The organism is Aerococcus sanguinicola, from assembly GCF_008726925.1.
Classification (GTDB): Bacteria; Bacillota; Bacilli; order Lactobacillales; family Aerococcaceae; genus Aerococcus.
The window spans coordinates 80,900-97,378 of sequence record NZ_VYWO01000005.1 but is presented as its reverse complement, the minus strand read 5'-3'; the positions used below and the strand labels follow the sequence as shown (position 1 = coordinate 97,378).

The window sequence follows — 16,479 nt, the reverse complement described above, 5'->3', positions numbered from 1 at the left end:
TGATAAGAGTTTAAGGAATCTCACATCCTATCTTATCAAATGAAACATAATCAGGAATAATTTTCATAGTTTTTCCTATACTGAACAAGGTCAGAAAATTGTTCTTTATTCAAAGAATACTCTTGCATAAGGGTGTTCTTTTTTTCTTGCAATTTATCGAGATTTGATAGTATTTCTTTTGTGCTTGGAAGCTTTTTATAGTTTTCTAAAATTTCTTTAGCGGCTATTTTATAAACAGAAAGTTCACTATAATATTCTTCTGCAAATTGCTTATCTTCAGGATTTTTCTTGTGGTATTTATAGATTTCACGATACTTATTTATAGTATTTATATTTTCCATATCTTGAGATAAGCTCCTCATTTCAGCTTCAAATTTCTTTATTTTATCTAACAAGTCTTGTCTATCATCAGCAGATTTTTTGATTAGATCATCAAGCTGGGTAATTGAATTAATTCCTTGTTCTCTTAATTTAATTATTGAATCTGCCATTGTTTTGATATTATGTTTTCTTGCCCAAACTTCGTAACCTTTAGAGGATTGAGCTTTTTTATTAGTAGATATATCAATAACATTTCCTACTCGCTTTTTAATAGGATTAGCTTTATTTTTGATAGCAAAATCTATTCTTTCTTTGATTTTTTCTTCATTATAATCTTCTCCGATAGTCTTTGCTCTTGTAAATCTTTGCTTATCTTTATGGCGAAAAGCAATGTGTTTACCGAACTTAATTTCATAATCAAGAGCCTTCATATTTTCTAAAAATTCTTCCCACGAGTTAGACCTGTTAATCATTCTATCTATATCAAATTGCAGTTTAGATTTCCAGGAATTTCCTTTCTTGTTTTGCTCATATTCGTACCAAGATTTACCAGCAGTTTTATATTTTCTCTTGTAAGCTTCATAGTATTTATCAATGACTGAAAGCTTATTTTCTTTACATAATTCGTCACTTTGAAACCTGATTTTATGATAAGATTTTTTATTAGATTGGTAGCATTTACCAGTATTGTAATTTACATTATTAAAAATAATATGGTTATGGATATGTCCTCTATCTATATGAGTTGCAAGAACAAATTCATAATCTTCTTTTAAAATTTTCTTACATAATTCCATTCCTATTTCGTGAGCTTTTATAGGATCAACCTCTCCTGGTAGAAAAGATTGGATTAAATGTCTAGCCAAAACTGTACCTTTAGTATCGTTATCTTCTCGTGTTTTCATAAATTGAATATGGGCAGTAGATGGGTGACATTTAAATGAAGATACTAAGACTTTTTCATCAGTTTTTTCGCTCTTAGTAATGTAATCTATTGCTAAATTTAGAGTTGATTTTATAGGATGTATTTTTGTAATTGCCATATTAATCACCAGAACTTTCTTTTGATTTATTAAGAAGTAGGGAATGAATCTGCCATATTTCTCTTGATAATTTTTCTATTTCTTTATTCATTGCTTCAATTTCATTTTTGTAAATAACACCAGTTGTATTAGTAGCCTTGGCGATCTGGTTTATATTATTTGTTGCATTTGAAAGTAGCCATTGTAAGTTTCTAAATGGTTCTAAATCTACAACATAAATTTCTTTTTCTAATACACATTTCCTAAGAAAGTGGGACATGGTTTTGCAATTTGCAAGTTTCATTTTCTTTTCAAAAACTTCCTTTTCTTCCTTAGTTAGTTTTATTTCTATTCTTTCATTTCTAAATCTATTTGCCATTTTATTCTCCTTTATAAAATATATTTTGGGGTCTTAGGGTTCTCCCTAACAAGGTAAAAATTAAAAAAATGGAGCATTCCGTAAAGGGCTGCTCCATTAATTTTTTCGTAAGTGTCCGTACACTTACTGTGCTTGCTATTAAAGCTATTAAAGTTATAAGCGTTAAGCGTATATTAAGTTATTCTTCTAATTTTTTAGTATCATCTTCTAGTTCTAGGAATTTATCAAAATCACTTTTGTAGAGCCTATCTTGTATGATTCTATATTTTTCAAACTCAGTCTCTGCGTGTTTTTTAGCTAGAGCTGCAGATACTTTTCCTGCGTCGTTTAAGATTTCTTTATCCCATAATTGTAAAAATCCATTTAATCTTTTTTCCCAATCTTCCATTGTCATCGGGATATGTCTTTCTGCTTGTAGTTCTGCCATGTCCAAATAAGATGAAACAATTCTTTGCATTTGATTTAATTCTTCTTCATTTAGATAATTTTTTGCAACAACTACATCATATTTATGAATTTTTGAATCTGGAGATCCTTCCCAAGTAGTAAGTCCCATATTTTTAGTTTTGTGGTTGGCTCTATCTACAATTAATTCAGCTGCAGTTTTTCCATGAATTGCATAGTGCAATTTGTTTTGAATAGCTGCAAAAAATCTTTTTGTTGCTTTTGCAGATGGATCATAATCTAAAGAGGTGGCATAAATATCTGTGATTTTTTGATAGAATCTTCTCTCAGATAATCTAATTTCACGAATTTTTACAAGTAATTTTTCGAAATAATCCTTGGTAAGTTTTGTGCCAGAATTCTTGAGTCTTTCATCATCCATCGCCCAACCTTTAATTGTAAAATCTTTTACAATTTGGTTTGACCACTTTCTAAATTGTACTGCACGTTCATTATTTACTTTAAAGCCTACTGCAATAATTGCTTGTAGGTTATAGTGTTTTGTATTATATGATTTTCCGTCGTTTGCAGTTATTAAGTATTTCTTAATAACTGAATTTTCGTCTAGTTCGTTATCGTCAAATATTTTTTTTAGGTGCTGATTTATTGCTGCAGTACTGACATCATAAAGAGCTGCCATCATCTTTTGAGTAAGCCAAATATTTTCATCTTCATATCTAATTTCAATAGCTTCTTGATCATCACCATTTGCTGCAATAAAAGTCAAGTATTCAGCAGCGGATGATCTGATTTGAAGTTCTTTTTTTTTCTGATTTTCGTCTTTATTTTTATCCATTTCTTTACTCATAATTTCCTCCATGTATAAATTTCATTCTACCTTTAAACACTGGAATACTAATCAAGAATACAATTAGATAATGTATAAAGGAATTTATCATCATATTTTTTGTTATTGGTAATTGATGATAAGTTTGACCTATTATTTTAAAAGCGGCTAGAGTGTTTGTTATAAAATCAAGTGCCAACCATAGGGCGACTGATGCTCCTATAAAAGCAATTATATAGTTTAAAAACCTGCTAACCTTTGGTAGCTTTCGATTTATTAAAACTAGCAATATTCCATAAATTATTACTGCTGTAATTGAAAGGGGAATAGCTAATTTGTTATCTAGTTTATCTTTTATGGATATATAAAATCCTAAACCTATAACTATAAAATCAATCAAAAATGCTGAGATTTTTACAGAGTAGGTAGAGATGAGATAGTAGAAAACTATTCCAGAAAGGATTAATAAAAAATATCCTGTAATAAAAATTCCCATAGAGTCTCCTAATAATAATCATCATCATGTTCAGGGCGATAGTTTTTAAGAAAATCTCCCTGAGGTATATTAACATTAACTGGTTTATTAAACTTGCCCATTTTTGCTAACTCAGAAATTTTTAGATTTAGTAAATTTATATCTACACCTAATTGTCCAGCGATTTCATAATCACAAACTTGATCATTGATATTATCGAGGACATCTTCATCACTTATTAATAAATGAGCTGCAAAAATATTTGCTTCAGTTTCAAATTTATTTGTAGGGTTTAGCACTATTTGGTCATGAAAAGCTCCGCCCCTCATACAATAATCTCTGTGAAGTTGATCGTGACCTAATTCATGTGCTAGTATAGTCTTTCTATTAAAATTTGTGTTGCTACTTATAAAAATAAATCTATTCCTTTGAATATAATGGTACATTCCTAAAAGTATTTTTGTTTCAGGTAGATATACCAGGTTAATATTCAAAGCTTCTATTAATTCGATAGGATCTCGTGTCTTATATTTTTTTATAAGTCGATTAACCTTATCATATATATAGCGATTCATGCTCATAAAATCACCTAATCTTTTTTCTTACGACCGTATTTCTTGTTTTCTCTTTTAGCCTCCCAATAAGCACGAGTAATAGCTTCAAAAGCAGCATCTTTATCTTCGTCAGAAATTTCTCCACCAGCAAATAAAGAGCTTAGACCTTCTGTTAATGCTCTAGCTTTTTCTAATTCTCTTTTGCCACCCATGTTATAAACTCTATTTAAAAACTCGTCACTTTCTTCTAGAAGATAATTGTAATCACAGTCCATAACCTCAGCTATTTTTTTGTAAACCTCGACATCTCTTGGGTATCTTTCTCCGTCTTCATAATGTACAAGAGTTCTTGTACTTATTCCTATCATTTTTGCAAAATCTGCTTGACTTAACTTTTCTTTTTCACGAAATTCCTTTAATCTATCCGCAAAAGCCATAATTTTAACCTCCTGTACTAATGTGCATTTATAACTTTTAATACGAACAATAGTGCTTGAATTATTTTTCAATTTGAGATATAATACAAACTGAACTTATATTCATATTATAGCACAAACATTCAGGGTTGTAAATAAATTGTATTGGGGTGATTAGATTGAGAATAAGTAAAACTTTAAAGAATATAATGAACATGTATGCAGATAGCAACTTGAAATTTGAAGAGATTAGTTCGGCTGCAAAACTTATTTTAAGTTTATATAGACAAGTTACCTGGGCAGTAGATAGTAGGGCAAATTTTATGATGTTTGAGAGTAAAGAAAACTATGGATCAACTTCAGAATCTGCTTACTTGTATCTTTCTACATTTGCTCCAGAAAAAGTTGAAGAAAAGTTTAATAACAGAGTATCCAATGTAATGGATAGTAAGCTTATGCTTTTAATAATTTATGATGCCTGTGTTAGACTAAAAGTTTATCCAGAGTATGGAGAAACTTATCATAAGATTATTTATAACTACTACATTGCTGAAAAAAAGATTACTGATGAAGCTTGTATGAGAAGTGTATCTTTAGAGAGAACTGTTTATTACCAAAGAAAAAAGGAAGCAATTGCATTGGTTGGTGTAATAATTTGGGGATATACTTTACCAACTGCTATTAGTCAACTTGAAGACGGTCGTAGTATTGATGATATAATGAACATCTAAAAAGTTAAATTATGACGAACTTATTGCGTACTATTTCCGAATGAAAAAAGTACCATATACGAATTTTATGTGTACTTAAGTGCATATATAATATCCATGATAGGTGATTTGCACCTAAATTTAATATTGGCATTTATTGACTGAAAGAATTTATTTTCTTTCGGTCTTTTTTTATGCCCAGGAGAATATATGCATAGAATTAGAAACCCTCCTTGTGTGAATTTTATTTTCAAACAAAAGAAATTCATGTCAACAAGGAGGAAAAATTAATGGACAAAGAATACTATTTATTTGTAGAAGGGAAGAAAGTAGTTGTTAGCAAAGAGGTATATCTTGCTTATCATAGTGAATTGAATAAAGAGAAATATCAAACGAGAAGAGACAGGTTAAATAACTGTTTCTTTTTTTGTTCCTATGATCATGATGGTAATTTTGAAGAAAATTTAGAAGATCTGGAATTTGATGTTGAAAAAATTATCGAAACAAAGGAAATGATTGAAGAAGTAAGAAGAGCTATTTCTAAACTCAACCCTGTTGAAAGGGATTTGGTAGAAAGTCTTTTTTATAAAGAAGAAACAATTAGAGAAGTAGCTGCCAAACTGAATATTTCTCATCCAGCCGTTATTAAAAGGCGTAATAAAGTCTTAGAAAAACTAAAGGAAATGTTGGAAAACTTTTAGATGACAGTTGCCAAGAGGGTCTAATTTTCACTGTTACTTATACAGTGGGAATTGGACTTTTTTATTTAAGCAAATTTATTTTTGAAAATTGGTTACCAAGAAAGACTTCTTTTCACTGTTAAGTATAAGAGGGTAATTTTAAACAATTTTGTTTCATCAAGATAAGTATTTTCTGATGGTCAAATTTTAAAAAGATTAATAGCTCTCGATAAATTTTGAACCTTAACAATTGAATAGACCAAGACAAGACGTTAATCATTTTTGGAGCGTGATAACCTATCCGCCAAGATCTTTCTGCTGAATAATTCGGCAAAACAAGTACTGCTAAGCTAAAAGCAAGGGAAGAAGAAAGGGAGCGATAAGTAAGAGTTTGAATATAGGGAGGGATACCCTATTCGCAATGAAGAAAATGAGGATAATGATACTTCTAAGGTTAAAGCCGGCTCATCCTGAACAGAGGCGGAGGTGAGATTCCTATGTTGCTAATCCAAGGCACTTGTCAATGTCAAAAAACTTAAATTTACATAGGAGGTTATTATGAAAGCAATAAAAGTTTATAGCATGAGAGTAGCTATGTTATGTAGACTTTATGATCTTAAATTAATTAATGATAAGGAATACACAAAAATAAAGACTAGAATAGAAAAAGATTACAAGAAAATTGATAGAAAACAATTAATTTTATGATAAAATAATACTGTAGAAAGACACAAAATGGGAAGGAGGTAAAATGAATACTAAAGTAAAATTAATTAAAGCTTCAAATACAGGAGCTAGAAATAGAAATGCACTACATTTAGATTTAAAACGTGTTGCAGCATATTGTCGAGTAAGTACAGATAGTAAAGACCAACTTGAATCATATAAATCGCAAGTTGATTATTACACAAATCTAATAAAAAATAATAAGAACTGGACTCTGGCTGGTATATATGCAGATGAAGCAACAACAGGAACAACTGCTAGTAAGAGAGCTGATTTCATGAGACTAATTAGTGATTGCCAAAATGGAGATATAGACATGATAATTACTAAATCTATATCAAGATTTGCTAGAAATACATTAGATACCTTAAAGTATGTAAGACTATTAAAGGAAAACAATGTTGGTGTAGTATTTGAAGAAGAAAATATAGATACTTTGACAATGGATGGAGAGTTACTATTAACAATATTAAGTTCAGTAGCTCAACAAGAAGTAGAAAATACCTCAGCCCATGTAAAAAAAGGACTGAAAATGAAAATGGAAAAAGGGGAACTTATTGGTTTTCAAGGTTGCCTTGGATACGACTATGACCCTATAACAAAAAGTATCTCTATAAATGAAGAAGAAGCCAAAATTGTTAGATATATCTTTAAAAGATATTTAGAAGGCAATGGTGGTTCGGTCATTGGTAGGGAACTAGAAGAACAAGGATATCTCACCCCTAGAGGTAAAACAAAATGGTCTGATACTACAGTGTTAGGGGTAATTAAGAATGAAAAGTATATTGGCGATATACTAATGGGAAAAACTTTTACAGTTGATCCAATAACAAAAAGAAGACTAGCAAATTTTGGAGAATCTGATAAATACCATATTGAAAATCATCACGAGCCAATTATATCAAAAGAAGATTTTGAGAAGGCTCAGGAGATTAGACTCAGGAGAGCACAAAATAGAAACACTATTGCTAACAAGGATAGAAAAAGAGAAAAACTATCAAGACAATACGCTTTTTCAAGTATGCTGGTATGTGGATTTTGTGGTGAAATACTTTCAAGAAGAACTTGGCACACCAGTTCAATTTACAAAAAAATTAACTGGCAATGTGTAAAGTCAACTAAAAAAGGTAAAAAATATTGCCCTCATTCAAAAGGAATACAAGAAGCAGCAATAGAAAAAGCATTTGTTGAAAGCTATAGGCAATTATGCCATGCAGATTCAACAGTAATAGATGACTTTTTAAAAATTGTTGAAGAAGAAATAAATGATGATACTTTAGTCAAGGATTTGAAAAAGTTAGAAAACCAATTAAACAGAATCATTAGTCAAGAAAGAAAGTTAGTTGATCTTCATTTAGAAGATAGTATAGACGAAGAAGTTTATGCTAAAAAGTATAAAAAACTCACAAAACAAAAAGAAGAATTACTTGATGAAAAGAAAACACTAGAACTAACGATAAAAGATGAAAACTCTATTAAAGAAAGACTAAAGCAATTTAAAAAGGTCTTAGAAAACAAAGAAATTATAGAGGAATTTAATAGAACAGTATTCGAAAGCATAGTTGATAAAGTCGTAGTGGGTAGAATTGATAAAGACGGAACAGTTCATCCTTATGACTTAACATTCTATTTCAAAACAGGAGTTAAAGATAGTCAAGATTCTAATAACTTTAAAGATAAAAGAAAAAATGCCAAAGACAATGACATTAATAAATTGTGTTCCTACAAGAATGACGAGGATAAAAAATTATGTTCCCAATCAAAAGACAACGCATGTGGAAGCAGTAGCTCTATTAGAGAAGACAAAACAATAGAGTGCTCCATGGTATAGGATTTCATATGTAAAAAGCCCTCCAGTGTGGGGGCTTTTGTTTTGGAGAAGAAGCTGCCGGGGATGTCGAGGGGGCTATGTGTCTACTGGGAAAGCTTAAATAGAGAGGCTCTAAGGGTTGAATTGTTAGCTTTAGACATACTAATCAGATTTTCCTTCAATAAAATGTGAATGGATCTAATTTGGGAAAAGGTTAACTAAAAAAATATAACAAAAAAGTATCATATTCCCTTTGCCTCCTAGCTGTTATACAATGAATCCATCCACGTCATCGCTGCAGAGAAGGGTGTGGTAAATTTTAAATTGAAAAAGGACTGATGATATGTTTATAATTCGCGCCTTGATCGAAGGTTTGCTAGTCGCTGTGATTTTTATTGCCTTACTAGGAATCTTGGCTGGGATTGTTTATAAGAAGCTGAAGGCTAAATCTACACCGACTAAGGAAGTGATGACCAAGGCAGTCAGACAAGTGGTGATTGCTACAGAGGATTTGAAGGAAGACCAAGCTAGTTCCCTGATATCCAGGGAGGCAGAAGACTCGTATTATGCTTTCCTAGCTAAGTTAGAGGACTTAGGGGACGATCCACAGATCGAGCGGGTATACTTGAATGTTGACCGTATGGACTTAAGTTTAGCCCAAATTGAAGAAGTCCGCCCCTTATTCGAAGAGATGGCGAAAAATAAGGAAGTCATTGCTTATGGCACAGACTTCAACCAAAAGAACTATCAAATGGCCTTACTAGCGCCCAAGATTTATATGCTGGATACCAATAATGCGAGCTTGTGGTTGCGGGGCTATGCTTATTATGACCTTTATCTCAAAGATTTCTTGGCTAACTTTGGCCTTAAAATGCATGTCTTATCAATTGGAGACTATAAGCTAGCTGGTGAAGCTTACCACCATGATAATATGAGCCCAGCTAGACGCGAGTCCCTGCAAGTATTAGGGGATGAGTCTTTGACGTATTTTATGGATTTGGTTAAAGAAAAGCGTGGGCTAGATATTGAGGAGCCGCTCTTAGCTGGCGACCTTGTCCTAGCTGACCGCCAACAGGCCCTAGATTTGGGCTTGGTTGATGGGTGCTTAGCCTATAAGGAATTAGACATCCACGACTCAGAGCATACCGTTTCATTTGATACCTATGAGTGTCTGAGCGATAAAGAAGGTCACTTTGGCCTAAAGCCGCTAAAAAAATGGACCAGTCGCTCGACCGACCAAGAGGAGCTGGCCCTTATCTGTCTCTCGGGGACGATCCAATCCAAGCCTGGCCAAAAAACACATATTTCTTACGACAATGTTAAGAATAAGGTCGACCAGATTAAGAAGATGGACCATGTGCGTGGCCTGGTGATTCGAATTGATAGTCCGGGTGGGGAAGCCCTTGAAGCAGAGAAGATCTATCAACTATTCAAGCATTTAGACTTATCAACCTATGTCTCGATGGGCGATTATTGTGCCAGTGGGGGCTATTACATTGCTTGTGCAGGAGAGCGCTTATTCGCTAATCGAAATAGCTTAACAGGTTCGATTGGCGTGGTGGCTATGGTTCCAGAATTCACTGGAACCATAGAAAAACTAGATCTCCATCTAGGAAGCGTCAGCAAGGGGAAAGGAACCGATTTCTTGAATCCCTTCGAGCCCCTGTCTGATGAATCAAAAGACCGTTTCGTTCGTAGCATGGAAGCCGTCTACGCTGAGTTTAAGGACCGGGTATCAGTCGCACGTAAGATAGCGGCAGACGACTTGGAGCCCTTAGCTGGCGGCCGAGTTTACCTGGGACAGCAGGCGGTACAAAATGGCCTAGTCGATGAGATCGGCTCTCTGAATGACTGCGTGGAGGCTCTAGCCGACCAGCTAGGACTTGAAGATCCCAATCTTGTCTATGTCCAAGAGAAAGTTGATAGCCGTGATCTGTTCAAGCAAGTACGCGGGCCTCTGACTTTGAATAGCGTGGAAGATCTATTGAAGACTCACTTGCTTGAGCGAAATCCCATTCAATTCTATGAAGCTGTTCGTCGAAGAGATTAGAAGAAGTAAATAATGAGCTAAAAGGTCTAAGTAATGGCTTGAGATGGATAGAAATATTCTTTTAACGTATACTAAGCTAGGAAAGATGAAGGATAGGAGGGACTAAGATGGCCAAGCAAATTCATGCCTGCCAAAAATTGTGGGCGCAAAACAAGTATCTAGTGCTCAGTAAGTCGCAGAAAATCTACCAGGAAATTCGCCAGTACTTGAAACAGACCCAGCCTGAATTAGCCGTAGTGGAAGCCTACATTGAAGAAGCTAGGGCTCTACCTGAAGACCGGGGCCAGGTTGTTAACGCCTACCAGCATGTTTGGGGTTACTTTAAGAAGTTGGCGACTGACCAAGAGAAGAGCGATTTTATGGAGCTCTTAGCAGCCTATGGGGAGGGAGAAGCCAGCCAAGACCAGCTGGCCCAGGCTGTAGGCAAGTTGTTGAAAAATTACCCCAATGACTACTTAGAACAATCCAGTTTATTGTTGGATAGCTAACGACTGGATCCTTCTAGCGGTTAAGGGAGAGCTAGCTTCCCTCTATAAGTCATCGCTTGTGGGCAAGCCGTCTTGGGAATGAGGGGAATATTTCCATGTTTGTCTTAAAGGATAAAATAGAGCGCCTGTGATAAGATAGAATTGAAATCAGATGAAATCGACTGGGAAACTAAAATGTGTAGCGGGCTTTGATGAGTCGCAGTTAAGTTTTGGAGGAGTTTTGCTATGCATTCACTACTTTTAGTCGAGGACGATCCCATCATTGGGCAAGAGATTATTGATTTTCTTTCCCCATATGGCTTTGACGTGGACTGGGCGAGGAGTTTCAAAGAAGGCCAAGCTAGGTCCAGTGGGGCTTATGACCTTGCCATCCTCGATTTAAATTTGCCTGATGGGGAAGGCTTTGATCTTTTAGAGCTCTTTTTAGCCAATAAAATCCAAGTGATGATTACCACGGTGGTCGATGACGTTGACTTTATCGCGGAAGCCCTTGACTGCGGCGCGTCAGACTATTTGACCAAACCCTTTCATCTGAAGATCTTGCGCGCTCGGATTGCCGCCTGCCTGAGAGACTTTGATGATATGGAAGCGGACAGCGACTTAAGGCTCATGGAAGACCAAGGGATGATTAGCTACCAGGGGCGAGTGGTCGATTTGACCGCCCTGGAATACAGGGTCCTGGCCCACTTCATCAAGCACCGGGGACAGCTCCTAACTCGGGATCAACTGCTCACCAGATTCTGGGATGCCCGGCAGGCTTATGTGAATGATAATACCTTGACAGCGACGATCAAGCGGATTCGCGATAAGACCTCTAAAGATCTTATTGAGACGGTCCGCGGCATCGGCTACCGGTTGAAGCTATGATGTATATTGTCTGGGGACTGAGCCTGCTTGTCCTTCTTATTGGGCTTAAGGCCCGCCAGCGTCGACGGATCCAAGAGCTGACGGATCTGATCGATGCCCTCTACCAGCAGAACTACCGCATCCCCATGAAGCAGGATGCCTTCTCCCAGTTGGAAGACCAGATCTATAAGCTATTCCTGGAATTGGTCGAAGAAAGAGAAAAAACCAAGCAGCTCTCCCAAATTCAGTCGCAGAATATTGAAGATATTGCGCATCAGATTAAGACGCCCATTACAGGCATGCTCTTTGCCTTAGAGAATCACCAGGCTGATCCTGATAATTTAGCCCAACACTTAAAGCGTCTCAATGATTTATCCAATGCCCTCTTGAAACTCGCCAGCCTGGATGCCAAGGGTGATGACTTCAAGTTAAGTCCCCTCAGCTTGGCGGAAGTCGTGGACTATGCCTTAGACATCCTAAGTGATGAGATTGAGGAGCGGGGAATAACTGTCCACCTGCACGTCGGAGATGAGTGCTTGATGGGGCACTTCAACTGGTTGACGGAGGCCGTCATTAATATCCTAAAGAATGCGGTTGACCAAGAACAAAGCCGTCAGATCTGGATGACAAGCCGGGAAACCCCCATCTTTATCGAACTGTCCATCCGCGATGATGGTGGGGGAATCCCCGAAGCCAAGCAGAAGAAAATTTTTCAACGTTTCTATAAAGATCCAGATTCTAAAGGTTTTGGTATCGGTTTAGCCATGGCCAAGTGCATTGTGGACAAACACCAGGGGCAGATCAGCTGCAGGAATACTGGCCAAGGAGCAGAATTTAGATTGAAGTTTTATAAATAAAGGCGTGAGGGAATTAATGGCAGATCGAATTAATTCCCTTTTCGCTCGCTTTGTCACCGATTTGTCATTTTCATTTCGTATAGTCGACCTAGGAGGAGATCTTATGGAAATACTTCGGCTAGAAAATTTAACTAAGATTTACGGCGAAAAGGACAAGCAAGTGCGGGCTGTGGATGGGGTTAATTTAACCGTCGATAGGGGTGAATTTATTGCCATCGTAGGCCCGAGCGGGTCGGGGAAGTCGACCCTCCTCCATATGATCGGTGGCGTGGATCGTCCGAGCAAGGGGAAGATTTTCATTGAGGGGGCTGATATTTCCACCTATTCTTCTAAGGAGATGGCCCTCTTCCGGCGGCGTAAGGTCGGACTAATCTACCAGTTCTATAACCTGATTCCTAATCTGACCGTGGCCCATAACATTAACTTGCCAGTGAAGTTAGATGGTCGCCAGGTGGATGAAGCTTTCTTTCAAGAGCTAGTGACTAGGTTGGGTTTGGCTGATAAGTTACAGGCTTTTCCCAGTGAGTTATCGGGTGGCCAGGAGCAGCGTGTAGCGGTTGCTCGCAGCCTGATCTACCGGCCTGCGATTATCCTAGCCGATGAGCCGACGGGGAACCTGGACCGCAAGAATTCTCAAGAGATCATTGATCTGCTGACTTATTTCAACCAGAAGCTCAAACAAACCATCCTAGTCATTACCCATGATGAAGCAGTGGCCCTACAGACCCAACGGATCATCAGCATGGTGGATGGTCAGATTGTAGGAGATGAGCCCAATGAATAAGCGGAATTTACCTATTTTTGTCTCCTTGTTAATTGTGAGTTTGTTTTTTACGGTGATTTTTTACTATGCCTATACCAATATTTCGGCCAATAACCGTCATCTGAAGGCGACCAACTTCTATGATGCCCGCTTGTCAGAAGACTTGTCCCAGGCTGACATTGAGCAATTGCATCAAATTGAAGCCATCGAGATAGCAGGTGGAAGCTCGGCCAAGGCTCACAGCGGCAAGTACAAGGACCATCTGATTTCCTTGGTGGGCCAAGATTTAGCGGTCAACCAGATGCGGGAGGAGTCCTATCTCATTTCTGGGCGCTTCCCGCAACAGGCCGATGAAATTGTGCTTAATGAATCCTTGGTCAAAGAAGAAGGACTGGCTCTGGGCGATGAATTAAGAATTGACTTAGGCCAGCGTCTCATTGATGGGGAGGCCATTGATGCCCGGTCAACCTATACCCCCCAAGAAAGCTTTGAGACTGAGGAGAGTCGGCACTTTCGCCTGGTGGGGGTCTATAAAGACTTTTATAATGAGAACTTAAAAATTAATTACGGCCTTCCCCTAGTGGCGGAAGACGAGGCTTTGATCCCTTTGATTAAGTTTAAATCCTTTGACGAGGCTTATGCTAATCGTGAGGCCATCCAAGCCGAAATCCAAGAGCTACTGGGGCAAGAGGTGGACTTAGAATTTAATGAGGCCCTGGTTCGTTTCTATGGCTTGGACGTGCCCGCAGCGAAGAATCTGATGACCCAGCTAGTCAATGTTTTAACGCTCTTACTGTGTATGGGGATCTTTGTCTTCTTTGTCAAAAACATCTTCTGGGTCTGGGGCTTGCGCAAGGTTCGTGAGCTGTCCATGTACAAGTCCATCGGGTCGACCGACTTTCAAATCTACCAGATCCTGGTCAAGGGGGCGGTCAGTATCTCTATTTTGCCCATTATCATTGGGCACTTCCTCGGCTTCTTCCTGATTCGTTATCTTTTTGAACTGGCTAATTCTGGCAAGGCCGAGCTGGTTTTCTTTAATCAGGTTACTTTTAACTGGCTTTTGTCATTGCTAATTGTTTGCCTTGCCCTTGTCGTGGTCTTACTAGCGGTCATCTATCCCGCCCGCAAGATTGCCCAGATTGATATTATCGAAGGGCTCAAAGGCAACTTTAACTTCTTCCAAAAGAAAGGCAAGAAGCGACATCCTGATCTTTGGAAGGAGCTGAGGCTCAATAATATGGCGAGTCTGAAGTCCCAGCGCTATATCTCTGCCATTGGCATCCTGATTGTCGCCCTCTTCTGTATCGTTTATGCTATTGCAGATTATAATCGAGATTTCTATGCCTTCGATGATGGCTATAATCTCACCGTTCACTACTATAATGATACAGGGGACCTCCCCACTATTTTGGAAGACATTCTAGCAGATTATGGTGGCCGAGGCTTTATTTCAAAAGAGAAACACCTCGCCATCGCGCCAGAGCTCGAACTCTCCCAAGCTGCTAAGGCCTTAGACCTAGATGAGCAATTGAGTGAGATGATGGCGGATTCCAGTGAGAATTACCTCAGCGGAGACTTGATCGCCTTGGAGGAGGAAGACCTCGAACGATTGGGAGGATGTGCGGGGACTTATACCCTCTACAACCAGGTGCAGGCGGACCCCAACACGCCTATTGCCCAAGCAGAAAGCGTGCCCTATTTCGCCAAGCCTAACCAAGTGAAGGTGACGGTTAATGATGAGACGGAAGAAGGGCCGATCAATCTGCCTATCGCTCACACTATAGAGGACCTAGGCCCCTACCAGACCCGGATTCTTCCCTTTACCGTCATGATTTATACGGATTTCTCTACCTACCAAGACTTGATGGCAAAGACTCACGACGAGAAAAACCTGAACTACCCCTTCGTGCTCAAGCTCAACTTGCCAGAAGACGAAGCGAGCCGGGCCAAGGAAGCCATCAGCAGTCAGATTGAAAGGACCATTTCTTACCATGAAAGCTTCAAGGTCTTTAGCAAAGAAGAAATCCAGGCCGAGCAATTCACAGATATCCAAAGTTTCAAACTCATGATTTTTGGCATTGCTGCCATCATCTTCATGATGAACATTACCAATGGCTATTCCTCGATCAACCTCAGCTTGATGAGCCGGCGTAAAGAAATTGGAACGCTTTACTCGATTGGTATGGACCTCAAAGCACTCAAGCAAGGCTTTACGAAAGAATTTCTCATCGAGCAGGGCAAGTCCTTCCTCTTGGCGGTCCTGATTAGTTTGGTCATCATGGCAGGAATCGCTGGGGCATTTAGGAGCATCGAAATGAAGGCCTTTGTCTTCTACTTCCCCTATGTTGAATTCATCATCTTTTCTTGCCTCATTTATGGCTTAAACCTCATCATCTATCGGCTAGGGCTCAAAAGCCTCTTAGACCATGAAGCCATTGATTTGATACGAGAGATTTGATTAAATGAAAGAAAAGAAATTGATTTGCGGGACACTTCATTGGGATTGCCTAAATTTAGGCAAGTTTTACTTAGGCTGGTAATGGCTGAGAGCTAATCGATACACTTGCTATAAGTTTCAACAAATGAGCGGACAGGGGCTTAGACTTTGTCCGCTTATTTTTTCGTGTTATTTTAGGAGAAAGATAAGTAAAATGTCATAGCGAAATGAGGAGATGAGGGAAGATGGATTCAATTGAAGAAATCAAAGAAGCCCAGCAAGCAAGTCAAGAAGTCTTAGTAAGCCTGGATCAAGCACTTAAATCTCTCCAAGACGCTTCAAGTTGGGGCGTGGTGGACTTATTAGGTGGCGGCTTCTTCTCGTCGATGATGAAACGTGACCATATTAAGACGTCAAACCAAGAACTTGCAGAAGTCAGACGGACCTTGGAAGAATTAGACCAAGAGCTAGCTGACATCGGTATGACCCTGCCAGAAGCAATTAGCGACACATGGAGTGACAAGTTCTTCGATAGCTGGTTAGATAATGTGCTAGTTGATATCAAGGTACAGTCAGAGATTAAAGAACAAATCAGAGCGCTTGAAGAGCTCCGCCAGTCGCTCGAGAAACTGGAAGGGGACTTGGCTGAGCGGATTAAGAAGACGAATTAGAAAAAATATCTTGCTAGTTCAAACTTGCTAAAAAATGATC

17 protein-coding genes are annotated in these 16,479 nt (G+C 38.0%); 11 read left to right on the top strand and 6 right to left on the bottom strand.

The window, feature by feature from the left end; translation table 11 throughout:
- Window positions 1-50: 50 nt before the first annotated feature.
- The 6 genes from F6I03_RS07895 to F6I03_RS07870 form a co-directional block, all read right to left on the bottom strand.
- Window positions 51-1,364 (bottom strand): relaxase/mobilization nuclease domain-containing protein, encoded by a 1,314-nt coding sequence (locus F6I03_RS07895; protein ID WP_150983103.1) that lies wholly within the window; start codon window positions 1,362-1,364, stop codon window positions 51-53.
- Between the two features lies 1 nt (window position 1,365).
- Complete coding sequence (locus tag F6I03_RS07890) at window positions 1,366-1,722, bottom strand: plasmid mobilization protein (RefSeq protein WP_000013364.1); 357 nt, start codon at window positions 1,720-1,722, stop codon at window positions 1,366-1,368.
- Window positions 1,723-1,900: 178 nt separating this feature from the next.
- Window positions 1,901-2,974: a virulence RhuM family protein gene (locus F6I03_RS07885; RefSeq protein WP_070626225.1), complete on the bottom strand. Its 1,074-nt coding sequence runs from the start codon at window positions 2,972-2,974 to the stop codon at window positions 1,901-1,903.
- Complete coding sequence (locus tag F6I03_RS07880; RefSeq protein WP_070431248.1) at window positions 2,967-3,449, bottom strand: hypothetical protein; 483 nt, start codon at window positions 3,447-3,449, stop codon at window positions 2,967-2,969. Before F6I03_RS07880 ends, F6I03_RS07885 begins: the two co-directional genes overlap by 8 nt.
- 8 nt (window positions 3,450-3,457) lie before the next feature.
- Window positions 3,458-4,009, bottom strand: a complete 552-nt coding sequence (locus F6I03_RS07875; RefSeq protein ID WP_070431249.1) for an ImmA/IrrE family metallo-endopeptidase — start codon at window positions 4,007-4,009, stop codon at window positions 3,458-3,460.
- 8 nt (window positions 4,010-4,017) lie between these two features.
- Window positions 4,018-4,419 carry a helix-turn-helix domain-containing protein gene (locus F6I03_RS07870; protein ID WP_004026815.1) on the bottom strand — a complete coding sequence of 134 codons (402 nt, stop codon included), beginning with the start codon at window positions 4,417-4,419 and terminating at the stop codon, window positions 4,018-4,020.
- Window positions 4,420-4,613: 194 nt separating this feature from the next.
- Between F6I03_RS07870 and F6I03_RS07865 the strand changes: the two genes are divergently transcribed.
- From F6I03_RS07865 to F6I03_RS07820, 11 genes are all read left to right on the top strand, one after another.
- Window positions 4,614-5,129: a hypothetical protein gene (locus F6I03_RS07865; RefSeq protein ID WP_181877664.1), complete on the top strand. Its 516-nt coding sequence runs from the start codon at window positions 4,614-4,616 to the stop codon at window positions 5,127-5,129.
- A gap of 269 nt (window positions 5,130-5,398) precedes the next feature.
- A complete protein-coding gene (locus tag F6I03_RS07860; RefSeq protein ID WP_070431250.1) occupies window positions 5,399-5,809 on the top strand; it encodes a sigma-70 family RNA polymerase sigma factor in 411 nt (136 codons plus the stop codon).
- A 537-nt stretch (window positions 5,810-6,346) separates the two neighbouring features.
- A complete protein-coding gene (locus F6I03_RS09785) occupies window positions 6,347-6,496 on the top strand; it encodes a hypothetical protein (RefSeq protein WP_000644300.1) in 150 nt (49 codons plus the stop codon).
- A 43-nt stretch (window positions 6,497-6,539) separates the two neighbouring features.
- Window positions 6,540-8,345, top strand: coding sequence for a recombinase family protein (locus F6I03_RS07855; protein WP_070431251.1), 1,806 nt, complete (start codon window positions 6,540-6,542; stop codon window positions 8,343-8,345).
- Between the two features lie 322 nt (window positions 8,346-8,667).
- Entirely contained in the window at window positions 8,668-10,374 is a 1,707-nt protein-coding gene (gene sppA, locus F6I03_RS07850) for a signal peptide peptidase SppA (RefSeq protein WP_070431252.1), read from the top strand.
- Window positions 10,375-10,481: 107 nt separating this feature from the next.
- Window positions 10,482-10,862 carry a YbgA family protein gene (locus F6I03_RS07845; protein ID WP_070431253.1) on the top strand — a complete coding sequence of 127 codons (381 nt, stop codon included), beginning with the start codon at window positions 10,482-10,484 and terminating at the stop codon, window positions 10,860-10,862.
- A gap of 225 nt (window positions 10,863-11,087) precedes the next feature.
- The gene (locus tag F6I03_RS07840; protein ID WP_070431254.1) at window positions 11,088-11,729 is read left to right on the top strand and encodes a response regulator transcription factor; all 642 of its coding nucleotides are present in this window, start codon (window positions 11,088-11,090) and stop codon (window positions 11,727-11,729) included.
- Window positions 11,726-12,565: a sensor histidine kinase gene (locus tag F6I03_RS07835; protein WP_070431255.1), complete on the top strand. Its 840-nt coding sequence runs from the start codon at window positions 11,726-11,728 to the stop codon at window positions 12,563-12,565. The genes F6I03_RS07840 and F6I03_RS07835 overlap by 4 nt, the downstream gene beginning before the upstream one ends.
- A 103-nt stretch (window positions 12,566-12,668) precedes the next feature.
- The gene (locus F6I03_RS07830) at window positions 12,669-13,349 is read left to right on the top strand and encodes an ABC transporter ATP-binding protein (RefSeq protein ID WP_070431256.1); all 681 of its coding nucleotides are present in this window, start codon (window positions 12,669-12,671) and stop codon (window positions 13,347-13,349) included.
- Complete coding sequence (locus tag F6I03_RS07825) at window positions 13,342-15,789, top strand: ABC transporter permease (protein ID WP_070431257.1); 2,448 nt, start codon at window positions 13,342-13,344, stop codon at window positions 15,787-15,789. The genes F6I03_RS07830 and F6I03_RS07825 overlap by 8 nt, the downstream gene beginning before the upstream one ends.
- 224 nt (window positions 15,790-16,013) lie before the next feature.
- Window positions 16,014-16,439: a hypothetical protein gene (locus F6I03_RS07820; protein WP_070431258.1), complete on the top strand. Its 426-nt coding sequence runs from the start codon at window positions 16,014-16,016 to the stop codon at window positions 16,437-16,439.
- Window positions 16,440-16,479 lie beyond the last annotated feature (40 nt).